Annotated in this window: 21 protein-coding genes; 3 read left to right on the plus strand and 18 right to left on the minus strand. The window is 47.1% G+C overall.

Annotation, left to right across the window (positions count from 1 at the left end):
• Positions 1-119 precede the first annotated feature (119 nt).
• From DW159_RS07330 to DW159_RS07350, 6 genes are all read right to left on the minus strand, one after another.
• Positions 120-1,094: a hypothetical protein gene (locus DW159_RS07330; RefSeq protein WP_117549766.1), complete on the minus strand. Its 975-nt coding sequence runs from the start codon at positions 1,092-1,094 to the stop codon at positions 120-122.
• Positions 1,095-1,210: 116 nt separating this feature from the next.
• A complete protein-coding gene (locus DW159_RS14035; protein WP_278315525.1) occupies positions 1,211-1,345 on the minus strand; it encodes a hypothetical protein in 135 nt (44 codons plus the stop codon).
• Positions 1,342-1,575: a hypothetical protein gene (locus DW159_RS07335; protein ID WP_055271960.1), complete on the minus strand. Its 234-nt coding sequence runs from the start codon at positions 1,573-1,575 to the stop codon at positions 1,342-1,344. The genes DW159_RS14035 and DW159_RS07335 overlap by 4 nt, the downstream gene beginning before the upstream one ends.
• A complete protein-coding gene (locus tag DW159_RS07340) occupies positions 1,572-2,306 on the minus strand; it encodes a TraX family protein (RefSeq protein WP_117549768.1) in 735 nt (244 codons plus the stop codon). Before DW159_RS07340 ends, DW159_RS07335 begins: the two co-directional genes overlap by 4 nt.
• Before the next feature lie 124 nt (positions 2,307-2,430).
• On the minus strand, positions 2,431-2,847 hold the full coding sequence (locus DW159_RS07345) for an HIT family protein (protein WP_015534318.1): 417 nt from the start codon (positions 2,845-2,847) through the stop codon (positions 2,431-2,433).
• Positions 2,848-2,948: 101 nt separating this feature from the next.
• Complete coding sequence (locus DW159_RS07350) at positions 2,949-3,773, minus strand: nitrilase-related carbon-nitrogen hydrolase (protein WP_117549770.1); 825 nt, start codon at positions 3,771-3,773, stop codon at positions 2,949-2,951.
• Positions 3,774-4,037: 264 nt separating this feature from the next.
• On the opposite strand from DW159_RS07350, the gene DW159_RS07355 reads away from it, so the two are divergent.
• Both DW159_RS07355 and DW159_RS13875 read left to right on the plus strand, forming a co-directional pair.
• Positions 4,038-4,613 carry a biotin transporter BioY gene (locus tag DW159_RS07355; RefSeq protein WP_117549772.1) on the plus strand — a complete coding sequence of 192 codons (576 nt, stop codon included), beginning with the start codon at positions 4,038-4,040 and terminating at the stop codon, positions 4,611-4,613.
• Positions 4,614-4,764: 151 nt separating this feature from the next.
• Entirely contained in the window at positions 4,765-5,082 is a 318-nt protein-coding gene (locus DW159_RS13875) for a helix-turn-helix domain-containing protein (protein WP_308936787.1), read from the plus strand.
• Here the strand turns inward: DW159_RS13875 and DW159_RS07365 are convergent.
• From DW159_RS07365 to recJ, 9 genes are all read right to left on the minus strand, one after another.
• The gene (locus tag DW159_RS07365) at positions 5,079-6,644 is read right to left on the minus strand and encodes a DUF3794 and LysM peptidoglycan-binding domain-containing protein (protein WP_117549774.1); all 1,566 of its coding nucleotides are present in this window, start codon (positions 6,642-6,644) and stop codon (positions 5,079-5,081) included. The genes DW159_RS13875 and DW159_RS07365 overlap by 4 nt on opposite strands.
• Positions 6,645-6,678: 34 nt before the next feature.
• Positions 6,679-7,128 carry a protease complex subunit PrcB family protein gene (locus DW159_RS07370; RefSeq protein WP_238051193.1) on the minus strand — a complete coding sequence of 150 codons (450 nt, stop codon included), beginning with the start codon at positions 7,126-7,128 and terminating at the stop codon, positions 6,679-6,681.
• Positions 7,129-7,317: 189 nt separating this feature from the next.
• Positions 7,318-9,150 carry an aspartate--tRNA ligase gene (gene aspS, locus DW159_RS07375; protein ID WP_055146156.1) on the minus strand — a complete coding sequence of 611 codons (1,833 nt, stop codon included), beginning with the start codon at positions 9,148-9,150 and terminating at the stop codon, positions 7,318-7,320.
• 54 nt (positions 9,151-9,204) lie between these two features.
• A complete protein-coding gene (locus tag DW159_RS07380; protein WP_117549776.1) occupies positions 9,205-9,819 on the minus strand; it encodes an HD-GYP domain-containing protein in 615 nt (204 codons plus the stop codon).
• Entirely contained in the window at positions 9,810-11,315 is a 1,506-nt protein-coding gene (hemZ, locus tag DW159_RS07385; protein WP_117549778.1) for a coproporphyrinogen dehydrogenase HemZ, read from the minus strand. The genes DW159_RS07380 and hemZ overlap by 10 nt, the downstream gene beginning before the upstream one ends.
• 21 nt (positions 11,316-11,336) lie before the next feature.
• Entirely contained in the window at positions 11,337-11,978 is a 642-nt protein-coding gene (locus tag DW159_RS07390; RefSeq protein WP_242992638.1) for an MBL fold metallo-hydrolase, read from the minus strand.
• Positions 11,979-11,995: 17 nt separating this feature from the next.
• Positions 11,996-14,440 (minus strand): RelA/SpoT family protein, encoded by a 2,445-nt coding sequence (locus DW159_RS07395; protein WP_117549782.1) that lies wholly within the window; start codon positions 14,438-14,440, stop codon positions 11,996-11,998.
• 35 nt (positions 14,441-14,475) lie between these two features.
• Complete coding sequence (locus DW159_RS07400; RefSeq protein ID WP_117549784.1) at positions 14,476-15,000, minus strand: adenine phosphoribosyltransferase; 525 nt, start codon at positions 14,998-15,000, stop codon at positions 14,476-14,478.
• Positions 15,001-15,063: 63 nt separating this feature from the next.
• The gene (recJ, locus tag DW159_RS07405; protein WP_117549786.1) at positions 15,064-16,947 is read right to left on the minus strand and encodes a single-stranded-DNA-specific exonuclease RecJ; all 1,884 of its coding nucleotides are present in this window, start codon (positions 16,945-16,947) and stop codon (positions 15,064-15,066) included.
• 269 nt (positions 16,948-17,216) lie between these two features.
• Here recJ and fucO point away from each other — a divergent pair, with 269 nt between their 5' ends.
• Entirely contained in the window at positions 17,217-18,365 is a 1,149-nt protein-coding gene (fucO, locus tag DW159_RS07410; protein ID WP_015534330.1) for a lactaldehyde reductase, read from the plus strand.
• Positions 18,366-18,531: 166 nt separating this feature from the next.
• On the opposite strand, the gene DW159_RS07415 is transcribed toward fucO, so the two are convergent.
• The 3 genes from DW159_RS07415 to scfB all read right to left on the minus strand — a co-directional run bounded on the left by DW159_RS07415 (position 18,532) and on the right by scfB (position 22,905).
• A complete protein-coding gene (locus tag DW159_RS07415) occupies positions 18,532-19,224 on the minus strand; it encodes an HAD family hydrolase (RefSeq protein ID WP_242992639.1) in 693 nt (230 codons plus the stop codon).
• 102 nt (positions 19,225-19,326) lie between these two features.
• On the minus strand, positions 19,327-21,519 hold the full coding sequence (secD, locus tag DW159_RS07420; RefSeq protein ID WP_117549790.1) for a protein translocase subunit SecD: 2,193 nt from the start codon (positions 21,517-21,519) through the stop codon (positions 19,327-19,329).
• Between the two features lie 21 nt (positions 21,520-21,540).
• Positions 21,541-22,905, minus strand: a complete 1,365-nt coding sequence (gene scfB / locus DW159_RS07425; protein WP_055146142.1) for a thioether cross-link-forming SCIFF peptide maturase — start codon at positions 22,903-22,905, stop codon at positions 21,541-21,543.
• Positions 22,906-22,916: the final 11 nt, after the last annotated feature.

The following is a 22,916-nucleotide window of genomic DNA, read 5'->3' on the forward strand; positions in this document are numbered from 1 at the left end:
ATATCATTGAGAGTTATTAGTCAACATATTTTTGGGGGAAATGATGCTTAATGAATATTTTTATATACAAATGGCAATGGGCTGTATACAACATACCATTGCCACTGTAACTGTCAACTTTATTTTGCCGCAATAAAATCTGATACTGCGTTTGTACCAAATACATCCTCCAATTTTCCATAAGTTGCTGGCACATAACTTATACTCACATCATGAATATTAGCTTTCAATGTTCCTGAGCTTGAATTGCTTGTCTCTGAAACATATATTACGATTCCATAATCAGCAAACTGCCATCCTATATAAGTGCTATACGCTGTTACTGAATCACTTCCATAATTCTCAGGATTTCTCATATTATCAATGAATTCTTTTGCATCATATGTTTCTCCAGGTCTTGTCTGATTGTCTGCATCGCAAAACCAGCCAATATAGTTAGGAGTTCCAAGCATATCATACAGCTTATCCATCAGCAGATATTTACCATCTTCATCTGGATTTTCATTACACATATTGTCATACTCATCCTCCGTGAGTCCAAGGGCATCATAATACATAGCCGTAGGTCCTAACATCCAATTGCCATCAGAAATAGCCTGCTTAATATTAGTCTCCTGACTATCATCTTCTTTGCCCAATATAAGATCCGGCATATATGCATATACTGTACCTGTTTTATCTAATATCATAAAATCCAGGCTGGTAAAACTGTCAGTATAACTATCAACTATAGATGATAGAGTCCCCTGATCTACTCCGGCAGCCAATACCTGATAATCCATAAGACTATCTATATTAATTGGCAATGTCAATTTGTCTGGAAACAGTGCAGCACCAGATGGTTCGTCCAACACAGCTTTATCGGTAACCTCATTCCTCAGCACCCAGGCTCCCATACTATCATCTGAAACAACACTTCCGCCATCACTTGTAGTTTCTTCTGAAGATTCTAATTCCTGAACAGTGCTCTGTTCCTTTGTGCTCTGTTCCTTTGTACTCTGGACATCTCCATTATCGCCCGTATCTTTTCCGCACCCTACAAGCATTGCTGAGAGTGCAATACACATCGCTCCATACACTAACTTTTTGCGCATAATAATCCTCCTAGTAACTAGTTATTTTTCTAAGTTTTAGCTTATCTAATACTCCCTTGTAACTTTTATAGTATAACCGTTCAGCCTATATGCTGCAAGTCAATCTTTATTTGGATTTATAAATCGCTATCCATAACCAGCGTCAACCCAAACGCCACCGCCATACCCACGGCACTTGCCACCATGAGCATGCCGAAGCCTACTCCGAGAAATACCGGCATGGAAGCTGCTCCCGGGAGTACGAAGCTCACCGCAGAAGCGGGATCCCAAGGAAATGAACCGTCTGCCCCGACTCCAGGACTGTGTTGAGCACAGGATACATGCTCACACCAGCCACGACCACAGCCACATATTTGTTCGCTCCGAATTTCTTTGCTGAGGAGTAGGCAAGCACCAGTATGCCCTTGAGTGTTCCCGCCGCACTGAGTACGTTCACAACAGGAAGAAATATTCCTGATATTCCATCTATTATTCTGTTCAAAAGACCTTTCTTTTCCATATAAACCATATAAGCAGCAAATGCAGGGGATAGAACAGGTAGAAAAAATACTTGAGCTTCATCCTTCCTCTCTCTCCGCTGTACATATTCACAGGTATCATCGCCAACAGAGCGTATAGCTGATTCATGCCCAGGCAGAGAATGTATACCAGCGAACTGAGCACCACGATCTCAATGTTCTGCTTCTTATTGAAATATGCCAGAGTATAAGCATCCGCTCCACTCCGCTCCTTCTCGATCAGATAGAACATGACTATGATTCCCACTCCCGCCATGCCGTAGTCGAATCTCAGGAACTCCGCCAGAAGTGCTGCGGCCAGTGCGATCTCGACCTTCCATCTTCCGATTGACCCCCGGCTATCCATGGCGTATATGGCAAACAGTCCGGCTGTCAGGGTGAATAATATGTTCTGAGCCCCCGGATACCAGATCGTATCGTGCATTGCCAGATCAAATGGTATCTCTGACACCACCGCAAATATTCCAAGTCTCAGAAGATACCTCCTCACGTCGGATGTACGCAGAAGCCCCTGTACAAGCAGGAATGCAAATACAGGAAATGCCAGACGCCCCACAGCGCGCATTATGTAGTTGTTATCCATGAATACTATGCCTATGTGATCTACGGCCATACACACACAGGCTGTCAGCTTGAGCGCATTTGACGACAGCCGCCTCAGCCCTCTTTCCTCAGTTTCTTCATTATACTCCATATACAGTCCTTTCCTACCGCCTGCTCTTTCTATCAGTAACACCGTAACAGAAAAAACAGCACATGACTTATGTTCATCATGTGCTGCTCTTCTCACAAAACCTTATATATCTATCTTCAATCGTCTAGATTCTCTTTCTGAGAGCCTTAGACAATGCTGACAGCTCCTCTGTATCAGCCTTACCCGGTATCCAGGTCATAGTCACGTTGTCCTTGATGTATCTTGGAACAAGGTGCATATGGAAGTGGAATACAGTCTGGCCTGCTGCCTCGCCGTTGTTCTGAAGGATATTCAGTCCGTCCGGATTCAGCTCAGCCTTCTGTGCCTTTGCCACCTCTGTAGCTATAGTAAATATCTTGGCTGCTGTCTCAGCATCCATGCTGTATATATTGTCAAAATGTTCTTTCGGGATAATAAGCGCATGGCCCTTGTTAGCAGGATTCACATCAAGTATTACTCTGCAGATACTATCCTCATAAACTGTCGCTGATGGAATCTCACCGTTGGCTATCTTACAAAAAATGCAATCGTCCTTATTCATATAAGTTTTACCTCCTCATTGCCTCTATCCATTGTAAACCATCTGACAAAATATTACAAGCACCAAAGAGAACACCAGTTTTATACACCAGTCAAATAATTCTATAATATTGACATGTAAAATTCATTTTTCCTGTCCCTGCCCTGCGGAAATGTCTTTCTGGCACCGGCTATGACCGCAGGATCCAGCTCCGCAACGAGCAGTCTGTCGCTCACCCTCTCCGCCATCTCATTGCCGTAGACATCATATATATGTGAGCTCGGGACATATCTCTCCCTTTTACCCATGCCCACTCTGTTCACGCCTATCACGTATGCCTGATTCTCAATGGCCCTCGCCCTGAGCAGCGCTTCCCACTGGGCAACTCTCTCCTCAGGCCAGTTGGCTATCACAAGTATGGCATCGTAAGAATCCCTCGCCGCCGAAAATATCTCCGGGAATCTGAGATCATAGCATATGTATCCGCCCAGCCTCAGATCCTTGACATTCGCCTGACAAATACGGCTGCCTGCCCGGTACACCCTGTCCTCACCGCTGAACGAAAAAGGATGTATCTTTGCGTAATCCATGATCACCTCATCACCGCTGACGATCGCCAGCTTATTTTCAAATACCTTCCTTCTGCTCTCATCAAACTCACCGCTTCCATCAGCCATGAAAGCTTCTATATAACCAAATGCCATGGCCATATCGTATTTCCTGCTGTTCTCCATGAAAAACGAAACGCTCTCCGGTATCTCACCATCCCTGTACGCCTCCCACATGCGAGCGGGCATCATGGTAAATCCCGTCAGCGTCATCTCAGGAAACACCAAGAGCTCAACGCCATTCTCATATGCCTCCTGCATAACCCCAAGACAGTGCTCCCTGGCATACTCCTTATCCTCGTATCCAATATCGATCTCCGTGATTCCGACCTTTATCATATCCCGCCTCCTGTGTATACACTCTGTATATCGTTCGAATTCTATATTAAGTATTTTACACAATAACGTGTGTTTTGCAAATGTTAACCTGTGTTCAAAATTTATGGTTGACATTCCTCCCATATGTATATATAATGTCAACCATAGCCCTTGTGTATAGGTTAACAAATCCAGGCAGTATTCGTCATCAGCCCGTCGAAACTACCTGGATTTGTTGTGAATAAGCTGTACACAGGCATTACAATCATTGGAGGATTATTACAAATGAAAAAAGCATTTACCACTGTAGAGCTGGTCATGATGGCCATGTTCACTGCAATTCTGTGTGCATCCGCTTACCTGAGCATTCCAACACCGCTCCCTAACGCAGCACACATCACATTACTCAACTTTATGATAATTCTGATAGCTCTCGTATTTGAGCTCAGAGACTCAACGATCATAATAGCACTTTGGATGATCATGGGTGCCATCGGCGTTCCTGTATTCATCGGCGGAGGCGCAGGCCTTGGATATCTGTTCGGAGTATTCGGTGGATACACCTTCTCATTCATCATTGCATCAATCGTAGTCGGTCTCATCAAAGGCCAAAAGTACAAGAGACTTAAGTATACCATCGTTGCGATCATAGGTGTCGTGATCATTGATATCGTGGGAATGATCTGGTGGAAGTTCAACGGTAACCTCACATGGAAGGTTGCATTCTTATCAGGTTTCGTGGCATTCATTCCACTCGACCTCGTTAAGGCTGTCATCGCCGCACAGCTCGTTCCACTGTTCAAGAGACTTCTCCCTGAGAAGGACGACAAAGAGGCCAATGAACAGGCAAAAGAAGCCTGATTAATGGAAATACACAAACTTAAGTGCAATTATAGCTGTCGGCTATGATTGCACTTTTTTGTTACCATCTCGTTTAGTAAACATATTTACTAAAATTAAAGGGGTCACAAACCCGTATGTTATCATTTTTGCGGGTGATCGAATGCAGTATATGGAATTTAGCAAGGATAAAAAGTATATAGAAAGAATCCGGGGACTGCGGGAAGATCATGACTTTACACAACAATATGTTGCCCGCTATCTGAACACCTCACAGACCATGTACGCACGTTATGAAAGGGGCGCAAGCGCGCTGCCAATCCATCACCTTATATATCTCACCGAGTTATATAACGTGTCATCCGATTACATTCTTGGAATCACCAACAACCCTGTTCCATACGAAGAATATTACAGAGAAGCCGCTGTCACCGACCAGGATCCCAGATCACCGGGAAAATACGATATACACTGGAAGGGCAACAGCTAATTCTTTCCCGCACGTTTGACCACTATCAACCTGTCACCGGCTTTCACGTCATCCCCCTCAAGGCTGTTGAGCTTTCTTATGGAATCAAGACTGGAATAATACTGTTTTGCGATCGACCATATGCTGTCACCATCACGCACAACATAGCCCACTATACCTGGCGCCACCGCTTTCTTCTTCATATCGACCGGAGCCACCGTCATGTCATCGATAAGTTCTATCTCTTTCCGGGTAAATATGGTCATTCCCATATCCACTATGGCTTTTATCTCCACCTCGTCATTGCCCGGCAGCGCCGCCGTGATCTGATTGAGTGCAGGGGTAATCCTGATGGAATCCTGAGTTCTGAGCGGAACAGTCTCCACCCTGTATGAAAATGGAGCTACCACCTCCATCTGACACAGAGGTCTGCTGTCATCCGATGACACATAAAGAACTGCCGCCTTCACAGCACCCTCGACGACCACGGCGTCATCCGCCGGCCTGACATCGTCTATATCCACACTGCCCGTCACATTTACGATCTGGAGAATGGACGGCTGGCTGCTCTTGAGCCTCTCCTTCTTCACGACCCTCGTCTTTGCATTGTTTCTCATGAGAAGGTTCTCGTAGCTGAATCTGCTCCTGACGGGATCGACCTGCGCAGAATATGAGAACATATCCTTGAGAAGGTCTGCCTCCACGTCCTCGTACACCTTGATGTCCACATTGAGGCTGCTCTCCACCTGGAGTATCCTGTCCTCACCGCCGTCATTTGCACGCACGGACACCGAACCGCGGGATGCGGTTATCATATCGTCCAGTATCATATCCTCGTCTATTCCATCGCAGTTCACAGTGTCCTGGAACTCCCTCGTGGCGCTGACATACTGCACCGGAGCCACCTCGTCATCCGGCTTGTATATGACAAATATGTCCATCTTGCCGCTTATATGTACCCCCACGTCCGTGGCACGGCTCTCTATCTCTGAGAAGCTCACCTGATCCCACAGCACACGTCCGATATTCGGCTTATTTGCCGGGATCTCTATGTCCTCCTTTATCTTCATTATGTCTCTGGAAGACGCCGCAAGATTTGTAAAGCTTACCTTCTCCGTCATGCACTCTATACCAGAGCCGTTTGCTATGCCCACGGCGCCATCTGCGGTGATCTGCTGGCACGCCCAGAGCTTCACGCCCACAAGCCCTCTCACCTCGTATTTTCTGGAATTTATCACGGTCACGTACAGATCCTCCAGCACACCCTGTACGGAAACCTTATCTCCCAGCGACAGTTCATCCGCATTTATCGTCTCCTCAAATGGCAGCTCTCCGTCATGGCTCTCAAATGAATCCCCCTCCCGGTCCGTCTGGTATAGGATGGCGTAGCTCACAGTTCCTGTGATGCGCGCCTTGCCCTCCATGACGTCTATGTTTTCTATCGTCACCTGTCCTTTGCTGGCTATCTGTCTGTCTATATCCCCCTTCACATCAGGGACATTGAAATCGTCATCCACGGTAAACTCAACATATTTTGCCGCCTTAAGATTCGTCGTTGTGATCCTGTTCTTAGTAAGCTCCATATTTTCCCCACCTTATTTTTTATGATATACCGTTTTACTTGAATACAACCGGAAGATCCATCTTCACTATCCTGACCACCATATAAGGAAATGATACATTGTCTCCCTTCACGCCATCCGTCGGAGTCGCCACCTGTCTTAAAACTCCCTTGATGTAAATGGCATTGTCGTCCTTGTACATCTCCTCCAGAGTCACCCCAACGTCATCCCTCTCCTGCATGCCCGCAGCGATGACTATATATGTATATGTGCTGTTTGAATATACGAGATTAAATGGGTTTTCCTTCTTTTTGTCTATGATGGTAACCAGTTCATCCGGCAGCATGGTCTCATCGCACACGTCATAGAGCAGCGGCTCACCACTGTCCGACACCTCAAACCTTGCACATCCAACGCAGAATATCATGAGCTCCAGTGCAACCACCAGCAGGAAGGTAAGTCTGCCCCACATTCTCCCTCTTAGAAACTCTTTTTCATTTTCCACATGTATCACCTCCACCATTTGCTTTTTAAGGTGTCTGGCTGTCATTTTAAGCCACTTAACACACTTTGGTATAGTATATGTACCCCATTTGCTCTTTATGTCTGTAAACGCAAAAAAGAGGCGGGATATCCTGTTTGATATCCCGCCTCCGTATCAGAAGCTCGTCCTTCTGTATATTATTCTGTCATTCTACTCTGCGTCTGCAGGTGCGCTCTTCTCAGCCTCGATCTCGGCCTCAGCCTCTGGTGTGACCTCGATTCCAAGCTCAGCGAGCTGTTTGTCGTCTACATAGTCAGGCGCATTTGTCATGAGACATGATGCATCCTTTACCTTAGGGAATGCGATTACGTCACGGATAGAATCCTGCTTTGCCATGAGCATGACCAGACGGTCAAGACCATAGGCAAGTCCTGCGTGAGGTGGTACTCCGTACTTGAACGCATCCAGAAGGAATCCGAATCTCTCGTGAGCCTCGGCCTTTGTAAAGCCAAGGCACTCGAACATCTTCTCCTGAATGTCATCCTGATGGATTCTGACTGAACCTCCACCGATCTCATTTCCGTTTAATACTATATCATAAGCCTTTGCACGAACCCTGCCCGGATCAGAATCGATGTACTGAAGATCCTCCTCCATAGGCATGGTAAATGGATGGTGCATAGCTGTGAATCTGTTCTCCTCGTCTGACCACTCAAGAAGTGGGAACTCTGTGATCCACACGAATCTGTATACATTCTTGTCCACAAGTCCCATGAGCTCTGCCAGATGGCATCTCAGTGCGCCGAGGACTGTCCATACGATCTTTGTCTTGTCCGCTGCGAACAGAAGCAGGTCGCCAGGCTTTCCATCCATGGCTGCCACAAGGGCGTTCATCTGCTCCTCTGTCATGAACTTGGCAAATGATGACTTGTAGCTTCCATCCTCGTTGATAACTATATATGCAAGTCCCTTTGCGCCGTATGTCTTTGCATACTCGATAAGGGCATCTATCTTCTTTCTAGGCATGCTTCCCTGTCCCTCGGCATTGATACCGCGGACTGTTCCGCCATTTGCAAGGGCACCTGTGAATACTCCGAACTCACAGTCCTTGACAACATCGCTGACATCCTTGAGCTCGAGTCCAAATCTGAGGTCAGGCTTATCTGAACCAAATCTGTCCATCGCCTCCTGCCATGTCATTCTCTGAATTGGAAGCTGGATGTCGAGATCAAGTATCTCCTTGAAGAGCTTTGCAAGAAGACGCTCATTTACATCGATTACATCGTCAACGTCAACAAATGAGAGCTCCATATCCATCTGGGTGAACTCCGGCTGTCTGTCTGCACGGAGATCCTCGTCACGGAAGCATCTTGCGATCTGGAAATATCTGTCGTAACCAGAGCACATAAGAAGCTGCTTGAAGAGCTGTGGTGACTGTGGCAGAGCGTAGAATGTACCAGGGTGTACACGGCTTGGCACAAGGTAATCTCTTGCTCCCTCTGGTGTTGACTTGGTCAGCATAGGTGTCTCTATCTCAAGGAATCCCTCATCTGCCATGAACTGTCTGGCGATGGTGGCTACCTTACTCTTCATGATAAGATTTCTCTGGAGGTCTGGACGTCTGAGGTCGAGATATCTGTACTTGAGCCTTATCTCCTCCTTGGTCTTGCTGTTCTCCTCTATAGGGAATGGAGGTGTCTCTGCCTCTGACAGTATACGGAGGCTGCTTGCAACGACTTCGATGTCTCCTGTTGCAAGGTTCTCATTCACTGCACCCGCACGCTTGCACACTGTTCCCTCAATGGCTGCAACGAACTCTGAACGAAGCTTTCCTGCCTTCTCGAAGCACTCTGCGCCACACTGTGACTCCTCAAATATAACCTGTAATATTCCACTTCTATCTCGAAGATCTACAAAGATTATTCCACCTTTATTTCTGCTCTTCTGAACCCAGCCCATCACGGTGACTTTCTCACCTATGTTGGCACTGCTAACCTCTGTACATCTGTGGCTTCTCTTAAGCCCCTGCATAGATTCTGCCATCTTACGCTATCCTCCTAAAATTAAAAACTTTCCTTATGTCACTATACACTTTTTTCATTTTTCGTCAAGACCTGGTATATCGCCGTGAAGCACCTGATCCACCCTGTTCATGATGTCTGTGGTGTTGATCAGCCGCTGGAACGCCAGGAACGCCCTCATGTCGAAGTGTCTCACCTCATCTATCACCATTCCAAATGCCGTATCCGCGTCAAATGCCTTCCTGTATGGTCTGTCGCTGACCAGTGCACTGAACACATCGCACACTCTGATAAGTCTTGCGCCGAGTGGTATCTCCTCGCCCCGCATCCTGTACGGATATCCCGAGCCGTCATAGTTCTCATGGTGATAGTGCACCATATCCACTATGTCCTGATCGTAGCCCTCACGCTTAAGTATCTCCGCGCCAAGCTTGGCATGCAGCCTGACGTATCTCATCTCCTCGATCTTCATCGCACCCTGCCGCCGTCCATATATGTAAGGACTCACCTGCAGCTTGCCCACATCGTGCAGCATTCCCGCCACGGCAACCTTGTGTATGAATTCCTCATCGCAGCCCAGCTCCCTCGCCAGCTCAGATGCCAGTATACTCACACACATTCCATGGCGCACCGCATCATTCATATCAACTGAATAGCATTCTTCTGCATCCTTCTCCAATGCTAATCCCATATAAATCCCGCTTTCTTACGCTCGATCATCTCATCTATTCGAGCTATATAATCGTCTACACTCTTACAATTCTCTATTCTGTCTATACGTGTCCCCTCTGTCACTCCGTCATGTCCTGGTCTCACCACAAGCTTCGATGAGCTTCCGGCACCGAGACCGATGATGTCAGTCCTCTCCTCCATGATGAGTATATTGTACAGGCACTCAAGCCCCGGCTTCGAGTAACCCACGTTCTCCAGATTGCCGGTCATGTTCTTCTGTCTGTACAGATAGTATGGATCAAGCCCCATCTCAGCCGCCGCCCTCGTAACAGCACCAAGCTGGCTGTCTATATCCGACTTCAGGGTGTCACGGTATTTGTCCATCTCTATGTTCAGATTCGCCGCCCTCTTGATGGCAAGGGTGTGAACCGTCAGACTTTCAGGGGAAAGCTCCTTCACCTGTCTCAGCGTGTTCTCCACACTGTCCGTGTCCTCTCCCGGAAGTCCCACTATCAGATCCATGTTGATGTTGTCAAAGCCCGCTCTCCGGGCATTCTCCATGGCTATGACCGTCTGCTCCGGCGTATGTGCCCTGCCTATGGTCCTTAATGTCTCCTCGTTCATGGTCTGTGGATTTATGCTTATACGCGTCACTCCGTGGCGCTTCATGACCTCAAGCTTGTCAAATGTGGTACTGTCCGGTCTGCCCGCTTCTATGGTGAACTCCCTCACCTGTGACAGGTCAAATGACTTCTCTATCATGCTGCAGAGTCTGTCCATATGCTCCGCAGATATGGATGACGGCGTTCCGCCTCCCACATATATTGATATGAGCCGTTTTCCGGAATATGCCTCCGCAACGTATGCCATCTCTTTCTCGACTGCGTCCAGATATGCATCCACCTTATTCTTATATACCGCGATCGGATATGAGGTAAATGAACAGTACAAACATCTTGTCGGACAGAACGGTATGCCTATATACAGACAGTATTCGTCCTCCTCCGCCACAGAGTCTATGATTTTCTTCTCCCTGTCAGCCACCGCCACTGCCAGCTCGGCTTTCTCACGGGAGGTTCCATATATCTCCTGGTAGTTTCCTATTATATCCTCTGAGGTCATACCGGCTTCCATATAAGACACAGCTATCTTCGTAGGTCTGATACCCGTCAGGGAGCCCCACGGAAGTCTGCGGTCTGTATACTCCGAAAGCATGTTGTATATCGCCAGCTTTAACGGATTCCTCACGGCACTCTTATCCCGGCAGTCGCCATCCACAGGAATCTGTGTGCTGCACGCCAAAGTCCGCTCTCCTCCGTCTGCTACAGAATACAGCTCTATATTTATTCTATTGTCATCTATATCCGCCACAAGCGCCTTGTCTATCTCCGCCTTAAGCTCCGGCTTTTTGTCAAATATCTCCGGAACCACTATTCTTTCACCGCCGTAGAAGGCCTGGAGACTCACCCGGAGATCATTGTTGTAATCTTCTATATTCTGTATCAGTAATATCATATTTCCACCATGATCCGCCCATCAGAAGAACGGATTCATCTTCTTCTCTTTTCTTATAAGTGTTGTCTCCCCGTGTCCAGGGTACACCACGGTATCATCAGGAAGCACAAACAGCTTCTCTCTTATGTTCTCGAGCAGCACATGCTCATCACCTGTAGGGAAATCCGATCTTCCCACACTGTATTTGAACAGCGTATCCCCTGAGAACAGTATATTCTCTGACTCGAAGTAATAGCACATTCCGCCTCTGGTATGTCCCGACACACTGATGCATCTCATCTCAGTGCCAAGCAGCTTCTTCACACTGCCGTCGCTCAGATAGTGATCCGTCTCAGTCTCTATCACCTTTTCAAATACACTGGTCATCATCGCCGACAGGTTCACCCTGCTGTTGCCGAGAACTTCCTTCTCGTCCTCCGAAGCATATGTATCCGCGCCTGTGAGCTTCTTCAGATCTCCCATCGCCGCCATGTGATCCACATGACCGTGAGTGAGATAAATGCCAACGCAGGTATACTCATTCTTCTTCAGTGTGTTGTATATATAATTCGCATTCCATGAAGGATCAATGACTATAGCCTCCCCGGTCTGCTCATTTGCCACTATATAACAATTCGTCTGGAATCCTCCCAGCTCACTTCTGATAACTTTTAATTCCGCCATATAAACCTTTCCGGCCATCAGCCCGTAGTTCTCTCTATATCAATTATATTATCAATATTCCTTATCTTGGCAATTATCGTATTCAACTGTTCCTTCGACTTGATCGCAAATGAGATCGTGATCGTAGCCTTGCCCTGCTTGCTTGTACGGCTGTTGATACTGTTTACGTTTATATTTGCCTCGCTGAGGATCTTGGTTATGTCAAATAATATGCCGTTTCTGTCATCTGCATATATATTTATCTCGGTCATGTATGTGTTCGATGCAACAGCGTCATCCTTCCACTCGGCCTCGATGACTCTGGCTCTGTCCGCCTCGCTCATGCACAACACATTTACACAGTCAGTACGGTGTATGGACACACCTCGTCCTCTGGTGATAAATCCTATGATCTCATCCCCCGGAACAGGTGAACAGCACTTGGAGAATCTCACGGCAACGTCATCTATGCCGTTTACGATTATTCCACCCTTGCCGGTATGGTTGCCATGGTTCTTCTTCACCGAATACTCGTCCAGAACCTCAGCGTTCGTGGCAGTCTGTGGCTTGTGCTCCTTGTTGTACTCATCAATCAGACGGTTTACTATCTGACCTTCCTTGATTCCGCCATGTCCAACGGCGGCAACTATGGAATCCCAATCCTGGAAATTGTACTTCTTGTATATCTTCTCCTGATACTCAGGCTTTGAGTACATGGAGTAGTCTATTCCCTTTGATTTGCAGTAGTTCAGTATGAGCTCTCTTCCGCGGCTGATATTCTCATCCTTGAGCTGATGCTTAAACCACTGGTTGATCTTTGTCCTCGCCTGTGTACTCTTGACTATATTCAGCCAGTCACGGCTTGGTCCTGTGGAGTTCTGTGAGGTTATGATCTCCACACGATCTCCGTTGTTGAGCTTGGTATCTATAGGAACCTGTCGTCCGTTGATCCTTGCACCGACCATCTTGTTGCCCACCGCCGTGTGAATGGCATAAGCAAAATCTATAGGTGTGGATCCGCTAGGAAGGTTCTTAACATCTCCGGCAGGAGTAAAGCAGTATACCTGTTCAGCAAAGAGATCAAGGTCAGTCTTGACAAAGCTCATGAACTCCTTGTTGTCATCGGTATCCCTCTGCCACTCAAGGATCTGACGGAGCCAGGAGAGCTTTTCCTCCTCCTTCTGCATGACCGTACCGGTTATGTTCTCCTTGTACTTCCAGTGCGCAGCGATACCATACTCAGCCGTTCTGTGCATCTCGTAGGTTCTTATCTGTATCTCAAATGGCTGTCCCTCAGGTCCGATCAGTGTGGTGTGAAGGGACTGGTACATGTTGGACTTAGGCATGGCTATGTAGTCCTTGAATCTTCCCGGAATAGGCTTGTACATCTCATGAATGATACCCAGTGCTGAGTAACAGTCCCTGACCGTATTCACCTTGATACGTACCGCAAATATATCGTATATCTGATCCAGAGTCTTGTTCTGGTTCTTCATCTTCTTATATATACTGAAGAAATGCTTTACTCTTCCGTCTATCTCAGCCTCAAGTCCGGCATTATCAATATGCTTCTTGACATCGGCAACGACCCTCTTGATATAAGCATCCCTCTCGGTAAGCTTCTCATCTATCTGCGCCTTGAGATCCTTGTACACATCCGGCATGAGGTACATCATGGACAGGTCATCCAGCTCGACCTTGATCTTGCTGATACCAAGTCTGTGTGCGATAGGCGCATATATATCCATGGTCTCTCTGGCCTTCTCTATCTGCTTCTCCGGTGACTGATACTGGAGGGTTCTCAGATTGTGGAGTCTGTCCGCCAGCTTTATCAGTATGACTCTGATATCCTTCGCCATGGAGAGGAACATCTTACGCAGATTCTCCGCCTGAACCTCTATCTTGTCCGTGGTCATCTTGAGCTGTGTCAGCTTCGTAACTCCATCCACAAGGAAAGCAACCTCCTCGGAGAACTCCGCTGCTATCTCCTCAGATGTCATGACTGTATCCTCAACGACATCGTGGAGTATCCCTGCCACTATCGTCTCCTTGTCGAGCTCAAGCTCTGCCAGGATTATGGCCACATTCAGAGGGTGCATGATATAAGGCTCCCCGGACTTTCTGAGCTGTCCCTTGTGGGCAGCGTCCGCCACCTTATATGCCTTCTCTATCATAGTGATGTCGGCAGATGGGTGATATGTGAGTATCCTTGAGATAAGCTCCTTATACAATTCCTCCGGCGGTGTAAAATCTGCCGGTGTGGACAGATCTATCTCTCTCTTCGCCTTCATCTGCTTATTCGCCTGCTCCTCCAGCTTTATAAGTTCATTCTGAGGAACATTCTTGCCAGACGCAAGAGCCTTCTCGATGGCTGCTATTCCATCCTTCGTGGCCTGCTCCGAGGTGATAACACCTGCTTCCGCAGCCCTCTTTGTCTCCTGAGCTATTATATTGTCCTGTGTCTTATCCAATGTCTCTCCCATATGCTCACCACACTTCCTGTTTTATTCTGCCCTGATCATTCGCCCTCAAACTGTACTACTGAAGCCACGTCATATTTGGAAAGTCTCTCTCTTCCCTTCAGGTCTGTCAGCTCTATGAGGAATACCATCTTGACTACTATTCCGCCAAGGCTCTCTATAAGCTTAGCCGCAGCCTCTATGGTTCCACCTGTTGCAATAAGATCATCCACCAGCACGACCTTCTCACCCGGCTTGATGGAATCCTTATGTATCTCTATAGTAGCCTGTCCATACTCAAGATCGTAAGACATCTCCACGGTCTCTCTCGGAAGCTTGCCCTTCTTTCTCACGAGAACAAGTCCCTTGCCGTTCTTGTATGCCAGCGGTGCTCCAAATATAAATCCTCTGGACTCTGCTCCGGCGATGACATCGTAATCTACTCCCTCCAGCAGCTTGTCCATCTCATCGATGGCCAGCTTCATGCCCTCAGGATTCTCTGTTACACTTGTCACATCCCTGAATATGATTCCCGGCTGTGGAAAATCAGGAATACTCTTGATATACTTTTCTACCTCACTCATCTTACGTCCTCCTGTATGATATATATTACAAATGTACTTAATAGTATTCTCATCAAAGTCAGCTTATATTCCCTTGTTATAGGCCTCCATCTTCATCTGGAGTGAACGTCTTCCCATATATTCATTGATGGTCGGATAGTATGCGACATCTATCACTACGGCGTTCGGCTGACCATTTAACATTTTAACACATTCATCCTCTCCAAACCACTGTTTTATGTTATTCACAAATGTATCCGGATCAAAATCTATGGCATCCACGCACCTTCCGTACCCGGTATCAAGCTGGAGCTTCAGAAGATTTTTGTTTCTTCCAAGTATCTGCGCCCTTCGCACCGGTACTGCCGCCTGTGCAAACAGCGGTTTCCTGTTACCCTTTCCGTATGGTTCAAGCCTCTCGATCTGTTCCGTCAGCTCTATGCTGTTGTACGCCAGCGGCATGGCCACATCTATCATCAGCTTAGGTGTTATATCTTCATCCGTCAGCACCGCCGCTTCATTGAGCTTCCGCCTCAGCTCGTCAAGCCTCTCCTTCTCTATGGAAAAGCCCGCCGCCATGGCATGTCCGCCAAATGCAGTGAACATCTCCCGGAACCGGTTCAGCTCCTCGAACATGTTGTAGCTGTCTATGGATCTTCCCGATCCTTTCAGTATCCCCGGCGTCTCTGCGTCCGTGAACACCATCACAGGTCTTGTGTATGCCTCCTTGAGCCTGCTGGCGATTATTCCCACAACGCTCTCATGTACAGCCGGTATATACACCACAAGTACCTTGTCCGCAAGGGTAGCCGCCTGTCCGAACTCTCCGTTCACAGTGGCTGTCTCAAGCATATCTGTTATATGCCGGGCTCCGGCCTCCGTCATGCTCTTTCTCTCATTGTTGACAGCCAGCAGTTCCCTAGCCTTTGCCTCGGCGACATTTGGATCTCTCTCAAGCAAGAACTCAAGGCTCTGTTTCGCATCCCCCAGTCTTCCCGCCGCATTGATGCACGGCCCTATCAGAAATCCCAGATCATACGTTGATATCTTCTTCTCATTTCTGCCGCTGAGCATCATGAGGGCATTCAGACCCGGATTGCGGCTGTCCTTCAGACTTTCAAGGGCATATTTTACATAGAGTCTGTTCTCATCCACCAGATCCATCATGTCACAGTTGGTAGCCAGCCCCAGGATCTCCATGAATTCATTTACCTCGCTCTCGGCTATCCCGCATATCCTGTACATGTACTGGATGAGCTTGAACGCAACGCCGGCCCCGCACAGCCCCTTGAATGGATATTCACAGTCCTGCCTCTGATTGTCTATGACCGCATCCGCCTGGGGCAGCATATATACCCGCTCGCCGCCATCACTCTCCTCAAATGGGATCTGATGGTGATCCGTGACGATGACCGTAAGCCCGCGCTCCTTCGCATATCTCACCTGTTCTATCGCCGCTATTCCATTGTCGCAGGTTATGATAGTATCAACACCATCCGCTATGGCGGCATCTATAAGTCTTTTATTTATTCCGTATCCATCATGCACTCGATGTGGAATGTCGTAATCCACCACGGTGCAGTCATCAGCGCAGCTTCCGTGCAGCGCCGTCCATGTTCTCCGAAGGCCGAGAAGCAATATATAATTGGAGGTAACCCCGTCCACGTCGTAGTCCGAGATTATCCTTATCCTCCTGTTATCGCTAAGCTTTTCCTTTATTATCTCACCGGCTTCCACCATATCCTTCATCAGTGCCGGATCGTGCATGGAATCCCAGCCGCCATCAAGGTACATAGCTATGGCTTTCTCCCCGGTGACTCCTCTGTTCGTGATAACCCTCGCCACAACAGGACTCACACCGAACCTCTCGCCTATGGCATTAAAGTCCGCTCTTTTGCCCGCCACTCTCCACTCTGGCTTCTTCACATATTTATCTATTATATCCTTCTGCTCCGGTGTCAATGTCATCTTCTGTTCTCCGTATCATTTTATCGCAGGAACATATCCGCATCCCTGCTGTATCCATCCACATATTTTAGCAGACGCATTATGGTATTACCAGTGTAAATGCCGCCATTTTGCCTGTAAATGTTGACATTTCACCTGTTATGTCTATTTGCTTTTTATTGTATAAATGTTATAATAAATATACATTTTGAATATATCTTTTGTGCATTTTGATGGCAGTATCTGAAAGTTCTATCACAAATGCGCAGTGCAAAGGAGGAGATATTTTTATGGCAAACAGATTCGTACTCAATGAAACCTCTTACCACGGAGCGGGTGCCATCGCTGAGATCGCCACAGAGGCAGTCGGCAGAGGCTTCGCCAAGGCTCTTGTGTGCTCAGATCCTGATCTGATCAAGTTCGGTGTGACCAAGAAGGTCACCGATGTTCTGGACGGTGCAGGACTTGCATACGAGATCTATTCCAACATCAAGCCAAACCCTACTATAGAGAACGTGCAGCAGGGTGTGGCCGCATTTAAGGCTGCTGAGGCAGATTACATCATCGCCATAGGCGGCGGATCATCCATGGACACTGCCAAGGGTATCGGCATAGTTATTGCCAACCCTGATTTTGCAGACATCAGAAGCCTGGAGGGTGTTGCACCTACAAAGAATAAATCAGTTCCTATATTTGCAGTTCCAACTACAGCCGGAACCGCAGCAGAGGTAACTATCAACTACGTCATCACAGATGTTGAGAAGAACCGCAAGATGGTATGTGTTGATCCTAAGGACATTCCTGTTGTGGCATTTGTCGATCCTGAGATGATGAGCTCCATGCCAAAGGGACTCACAGCAGCCACAGGTATGGATGCACTGACACACGCAATCGAGGGTTACATCACCGCAGCCGCATGGGAGCTGTCAGACATGTTCCACCTCAAGGCAATCGAGATCATCAGCCGTTCACTCAGAGGGGCTGTTGCCAATACGCCTGAGGGCCGTGCTGATATGGCGCTGGGCCAGTATGTTGCAGGCATGGGCTTCTCAAATGTAGGTCTTGGAATCGTTCATTCCATGGCTCATCCACTGGGAGCTCTGTATGACACACCTCACGGTGTTGCCAACGCGATTATCCTGCCTACTGTAATGGAATACAATGCAGAAGCAACAGGAGAAAAGTATCGTGAGATAGCAAGAGCCATGGGCGTCAAGGGCGTAGACGACATGACCCAGGAAGAATACAGAAAAGCTGCAGTTGACGCAGTACGCCAGTTGTCAATCGATGTAGGCATTCCTACAGACCTTAAAGACATTGTAAAGCCAGAGGATATTCCATTCCTGGCACAGTCAGCCTACGATGACGCATGTCGCCCGGGCAATCCAAAGGAGACTAGCGTGGAGGATATCACCAAGCTCTACGAGTCATTGATCTAACTGACCCATTAGATCAAAATATGTCAGTCCTTTGCCGGGACTTACATATTATATATGGGACCTCACCAGTCCCCTTAAACCCCTAAAAACTAACTAAAAGAACTCCTGTTACAGAGGCTTTGCCGCTCTGCATCAGGAGTTCTTTTTTATTCGTCGGATCCATCTGTCATGCTCTGATGGACTCAAGAATATACTCTTGAAACTCATTCATATTCTTAAATATAAAATCTGCCTTATCCCTCATCTCATCATCCGGCTGCACGAGGTCCGGGATCATAGCAATCTTCATCCCTGCCGCATATGCTGCTCTGACTCCGTTGTATGAGTCCTCCACCGCCCATGCACTCTCCGACTCAACTCCAAGTTCTTCACAGGCCTTCAGGAATATATCCGGTGCGGGTTTGCTCCGATCTACCATGTCTCCACATACAAGCTTGTCGAAGTAATCTATCACCCCGAGGTTGATGAGCTCCATGGTGACTACCTCTTTTCTGGTGGATGTGGCAAGGGCACATGGTATGCCATTATCCCTGAGCATCTTCAGCATGTCTGTAACTCCCGGCTTCAGCACAAGCTCTCCCTCTGCCGCTGCCCGGTGGAATTCCGCCGCCATCTCAACCTTGAGGCTCTCATATCTCTCCTCATCCAATGTATCCTGTCCTTCATCACATCTTCCTTTGTACATCTGCACGAACAGCTTCTTCGCCGCCTCACGGTTGAGTCCAAGGGCAGCCATACAGAAGCTCTCTATGTCCTCTATGCCATATTTGTCCGCTGTCTTCTGCCAGCTCTTGACAACCAATTGTTCTGAATCGAGGATGACTCCATCCATATCAAACACCACTGCTTTACAATTCATATCTCTTCCATCTCCCAATAATACAACAGGCTTCCACAGCATCTCTGCCATGGAAGCCTGTTATCATCTGTCATCTGACATCCGTCCGATAACTTTATTCTATTAAGCATCTTTTTCTGTCTTACCAAGCTTTGTCTTCATGTAGTACCAGAGTGGACCTGTGATACATACTGAAGAGTAAGCACCGATAACTACACCAGCCATAAGTGTGAGAGCGAACTCCTTGATGGATGCCACTCCCATGATATACAGAACGAATATTGTAACAAATGTTGTGAGTGATGTATATATTGTTCTGCTGAAGGTCTGGTTGATACTCAGGTTGACTATATCCTTGTATGTGGCCTTCTTAGGCTTCATAACACCTATATTCTCTCTTACACGGTCGAATATGATGATCGTCGCATTGATCGAGTAACCCACTATGGTAAGCAGACATGCGATACATGTGTTACCAACTGTAAGTCTCAGTATAATATACAGACAGAATACCATCGCAACATCGTGGAGAAGTGCGATAACTGCACTTGCACCAAACTTCACATCATGGAATCTGATAGCAATGTATATAAGCATCAGAATAGCTGCAAGGATAACTGAGAATATAGCGTTCTTAGACATCTCGCTGCTGACCGATCCACTTATTACATTTGCCTCCTTGACATCTGCGCCAAGCTTGTCTGTGAGTGCGTTGCGCACCTTGGACATCTGTGAATCATCTGTTCCGTCATCTGAAAGTTCTGGCATCTTGAACACGATCTCATTTGTTCCGGATACTGTCTGAACTGATATTCCTGCCTCACCGATACCGGCAGCCTCTGCAATGACAGGAACTATATCTTTCTCAGCCTCGCTAAGTGAGTACTCTTTGTCAAAACCTACTGTAAGGCTTGTACCGCCTGCAAACTCAACACTGAAGTTAAGTGGTGAACCCTTTGACTTATTATTAACAGGCATCATACAGAAGCATGCGATGATCACAATGAGTGATCCGAGCATACAGAACTTACCTGCCTTCACGAAGTTTGTCTTCTTTGGCTCTCTTGCAACGCCGAAATACTTGGCATCTGTAACGCCGAGATTTACAAGCGCTGTGAGCAGTGACTGGCTGACTGCCAGAGCTGTAAATACTGAAAGAACGACACCGATAGCCAGTGTGATCGCAAATCCCTTGATAGTACCTGTTCCGAATATTCCAAGTACAAGAGCTGCTATAAGTGTTGTAACGTTACCATCTATTATGGCTGACAGGGCATTGTGGAAACCACCCTTTACAGCCTGCTTTACGGACTTGCCATCCGCCAGCTCCTCTTTGATACGCGTGAATATGATTACGTTGGCATCGACCGCCATACCTACTGACAGGATAACACCAGCTATACCAGGAAGTGTCAGTGTTACGTTGAACAGATTGAGTACCAGCAGATCAAGTATTGTGTAGAATGCCAGAGCAAATGATGCCACAAGACCTGGGATCCTGAATACTATGATCATGATAAGAAATACAAGTGCAATACCGATCGCACCTGCCTTAAGGCTTGTGCTGATGGCATCTGATCCAAGTGTAGCACCTACTATATTGGAACGAACCTGCTTAAGTGTAAGAGGAAGTGCACCGATACGGATAGTAGTAGCAAGCTGCTCGGCCTCCTCGTAGCTTCCGATCTTGTTGATTTCTGCGCTTCCGCCTGTTATGGCTGACTGTACTGTTGGTGCACTTACGACCTTGTTGTCATATATAATGTATACTATATTCCCAACATTTGCCGCGGTAACATCAGCGAACTTCTGAGCTCCCTCATCGGTGAATGCAAGCTGTACCACATTGTCATTGCCGTTATCTGAGTCAATTCCGGCTGTGGCATTCTTGATGTCATCTCCTGTAAGAGCAGCCTCATACTCCTGTCCCTGTGACCACTTTGTATAATTGTCCGGATCAAGAAACTCAAGCTTTCCCTCTATATTCAGAGCATTAAGTATCTCATCTGCATTTGTTACACCCGGGATCTCTGCTGTGATCTTCTTGTCTCCATCTTCATAGACTGAGTACTCATTGGTGTAGGCCTCTACACGCTGCTCAATCTTATACTTGGTATCCTCGAGATCCTTGTCGCTGTAATCATCCTCCTGAATCTCGTAAGTTACACTCAGACCACCCTTAAGGTCAAGTCCAAGCTTGATGTACTCGACTTTACCTCTGTCTGCAACACCGAATATTGCTGTATATATAGCAACACCCAGTATAAGCAGAAAGGCAATGATGACGAGCACAGCGTTTCTCTTTGTCTTCTTCATCGTCTTCTCCTTTTACCCTTTTTATTCCTCTTCTGCCTCATCGGCCATAGCCGCCTTCAGCATGATTGCACATTCTATACGCTTCTTCTGAAGCTCACAACCTATGTCATATGCATCAAGTATATTGCCGTGGAACTTGTATGAGTTGGCCGCACAGCCACCGCTGCAATAGAATCTTGCAAAGCAGTCCTTACACTTATCCTTGGCATATACATTGCACAGCTTGAATTCATTGACTATATCCTGATTCTTGATTCCATCAAATACATTTCCTATACAGAAATCGTCCTCACCAACAAACTGATGGCAAGGATAAAGGTCTCCCCAAGGAGTGACCGCCATGTACTCTGTACCTGAACCACAACCGGAAAGTCTCTTGGCTACGCAAGGTCCACCCTCAAGATCTATCATGAAGTGGAAGAAATTGAAGCCTCTTCCCTCCTTATGTCTCTTGATCATCTCCTTAGCCAGGATATCGTACTGCTCAAGCAGTACCGGTATATCCTCTTCCTTTATAGCATATGGCTCGTCCGGAAGTGATACAACAGGCTCAACGGATATCTGGTCAAATCCCAGATCCGCCATATGAAGCACGTCCTGTGAGAAATCAAGATTGTTATGAGTGTAAGTACCTCTTACGTAGTAGCTCTTGCCTGCTCTCTTCTTGGCAAATTCCTGGAACTTGGATAGTATGACATCATAACTTCCCTTGCCATTCCTGGTAGGTCTCATGTAGTCGTGGACTTCCTTCCTTCCATCTATGCTGAGCACCACGTTCGCCATCTCTCTGTTGGCAAATTCCATGATCTCGTCATTCAGAAGCACTCCGTTGGTAGTAAGTGTGAATCTGAACTTCTTGTCATACTTCTCCTCAAGGCTTCTTCCGTATTCCACGGTCTTCCTGACTACATCCCAGTTCATAAGCGGCTCACCGCCGAAGAAATCCACCTCGAGATTTCTTCTTAAACCGGAATTCGCAACCAGAAAATCCAGGGATTTCTTTGCCACCTCAAGTGACATAAGCGCCCTGTCTCCCTTATATTCTCCCTCACCGGCAAAGCAGTATCTGCAGGCAAGGTTACAGTCATGGGCGATATGCAGACACAACGCCTTGACAACTGTCTTTCTCTTCTTGAAATCTATAATATAATCTTTGTATACGTCATCTGTAAATAATGTTCCGTCCTCTACCAGTTGGGCTACCTCGTCATAAGCCTCGGAAACATCTGCGCTGTCATACTGTGACAGTGCCTTTATAATCTGCTCTTTATCATTCTCCTCATATAAAGAAATAATATCATAGACAAGATCGTCTACGACATGTACAGAACCACTACAGACATCAAGCACTATATTATAACCATTGTTCTTGTACTGATGAACCATAATTCTCCTTC

It is taken from the genome of Coprococcus sp. AM14-16, from assembly GCF_003434675.1.
Lineage (GTDB): Bacteria > Bacillota > Clostridia > Lachnospirales > Lachnospiraceae > Coprococcus > Coprococcus aceti.

Coding starts and splice junctions, on each gene's coding strand:
- DW159_RS07330 (WP_117549766.1), bottom strand. CDS start 1,094: ATGCGCAAAAAGTTAGTGTATGGAGCGATGTGTATTGCACTCTCAGCA.
- DW159_RS07340 (WP_117549768.1), bottom strand. CDS start 2,306: ATGGAGTATAATGAAGAAACTGAGGAAAGAGGGCTGAGGCGGCTGTCG.
- DW159_RS07345 (WP_015534318.1), bottom strand. CDS start 2,847: ATGAATAAGGACGATTGCATTTTTTGTAAGATAGCCAACGGTGAGATT.
- DW159_RS07350 (WP_117549770.1), bottom strand. CDS start 3,773: ATGATAAAGGTCGGAATCACGGAGATCGATATTGGATACGAGGATAAG.
- DW159_RS07355 (WP_117549772.1), top strand. CDS start 4,038: ATGAAAAAAGCATTTACCACTGTAGAGCTGGTCATGATGGCCATGTTC.
- DW159_RS13875 (WP_308936787.1), top strand. CDS start 4,765: ATGGAATTTAGCAAGGATAAAAAGTATATAGAAAGAATCCGGGGACTG.
- DW159_RS07365 (WP_117549774.1), bottom strand. CDS start 6,644: ATGGAGCTTACTAAGAACAGGATCACAACGACGAATCTTAAGGCGGCA.
- aspS (WP_055146156.1), bottom strand. CDS start 9,150: ATGGCAGAATCTATGCAGGGGCTTAAGAGAAGCCACAGATGTACAGAG.
- DW159_RS07380 (WP_117549776.1), bottom strand. CDS start 9,819: ATGGGATTAGCATTGGAGAAGGATGCAGAAGAATGCTATTCAGTTGAT.
- hemZ (WP_117549778.1), bottom strand. CDS start 11,315: ATGATATTACTGATACAGAATATAGAAGATTACAACAATGATCTCCGG.
- DW159_RS07390 (WP_242992638.1), bottom strand. CDS start 11,978: ATGGCGGAATTAAAAGTTATCAGAAGTGAGCTGGGAGGATTCCAGACG.
- DW159_RS07395 (WP_117549782.1), bottom strand. CDS start 14,440: ATGGGAGAGACATTGGATAAGACACAGGACAATATAATAGCTCAGGAG.
- DW159_RS07400 (WP_117549784.1), bottom strand. CDS start 15,000: ATGAGTGAGGTAGAAAAGTATATCAAGAGTATTCCTGATTTTCCACAG.
- recJ (WP_117549786.1), bottom strand. CDS start 16,947: ATGACATTGACACCGGAGCAGAAGGATATAATAGATAAATATGTGAAG.
- fucO (WP_015534330.1), top strand. CDS start 17,217: ATGGCAAACAGATTCGTACTCAATGAAACCTCTTACCACGGAGCGGGT.
- DW159_RS07415 (WP_242992639.1), bottom strand. CDS start 19,224: ATGAATTGTAAAGCAGTGGTGTTTGATATGGATGGAGTCATCCTCGAT.
- secD (WP_117549790.1), bottom strand. CDS start 21,519: ATGAAGAAGACAAAGAGAAACGCTGTGCTCGTCATCATTGCCTTTCTG.
- scfB (WP_055146142.1), bottom strand. CDS start 22,905: ATGGTTCATCAGTACAAGAACAATGGTTATAATATAGTGCTTGATGTC.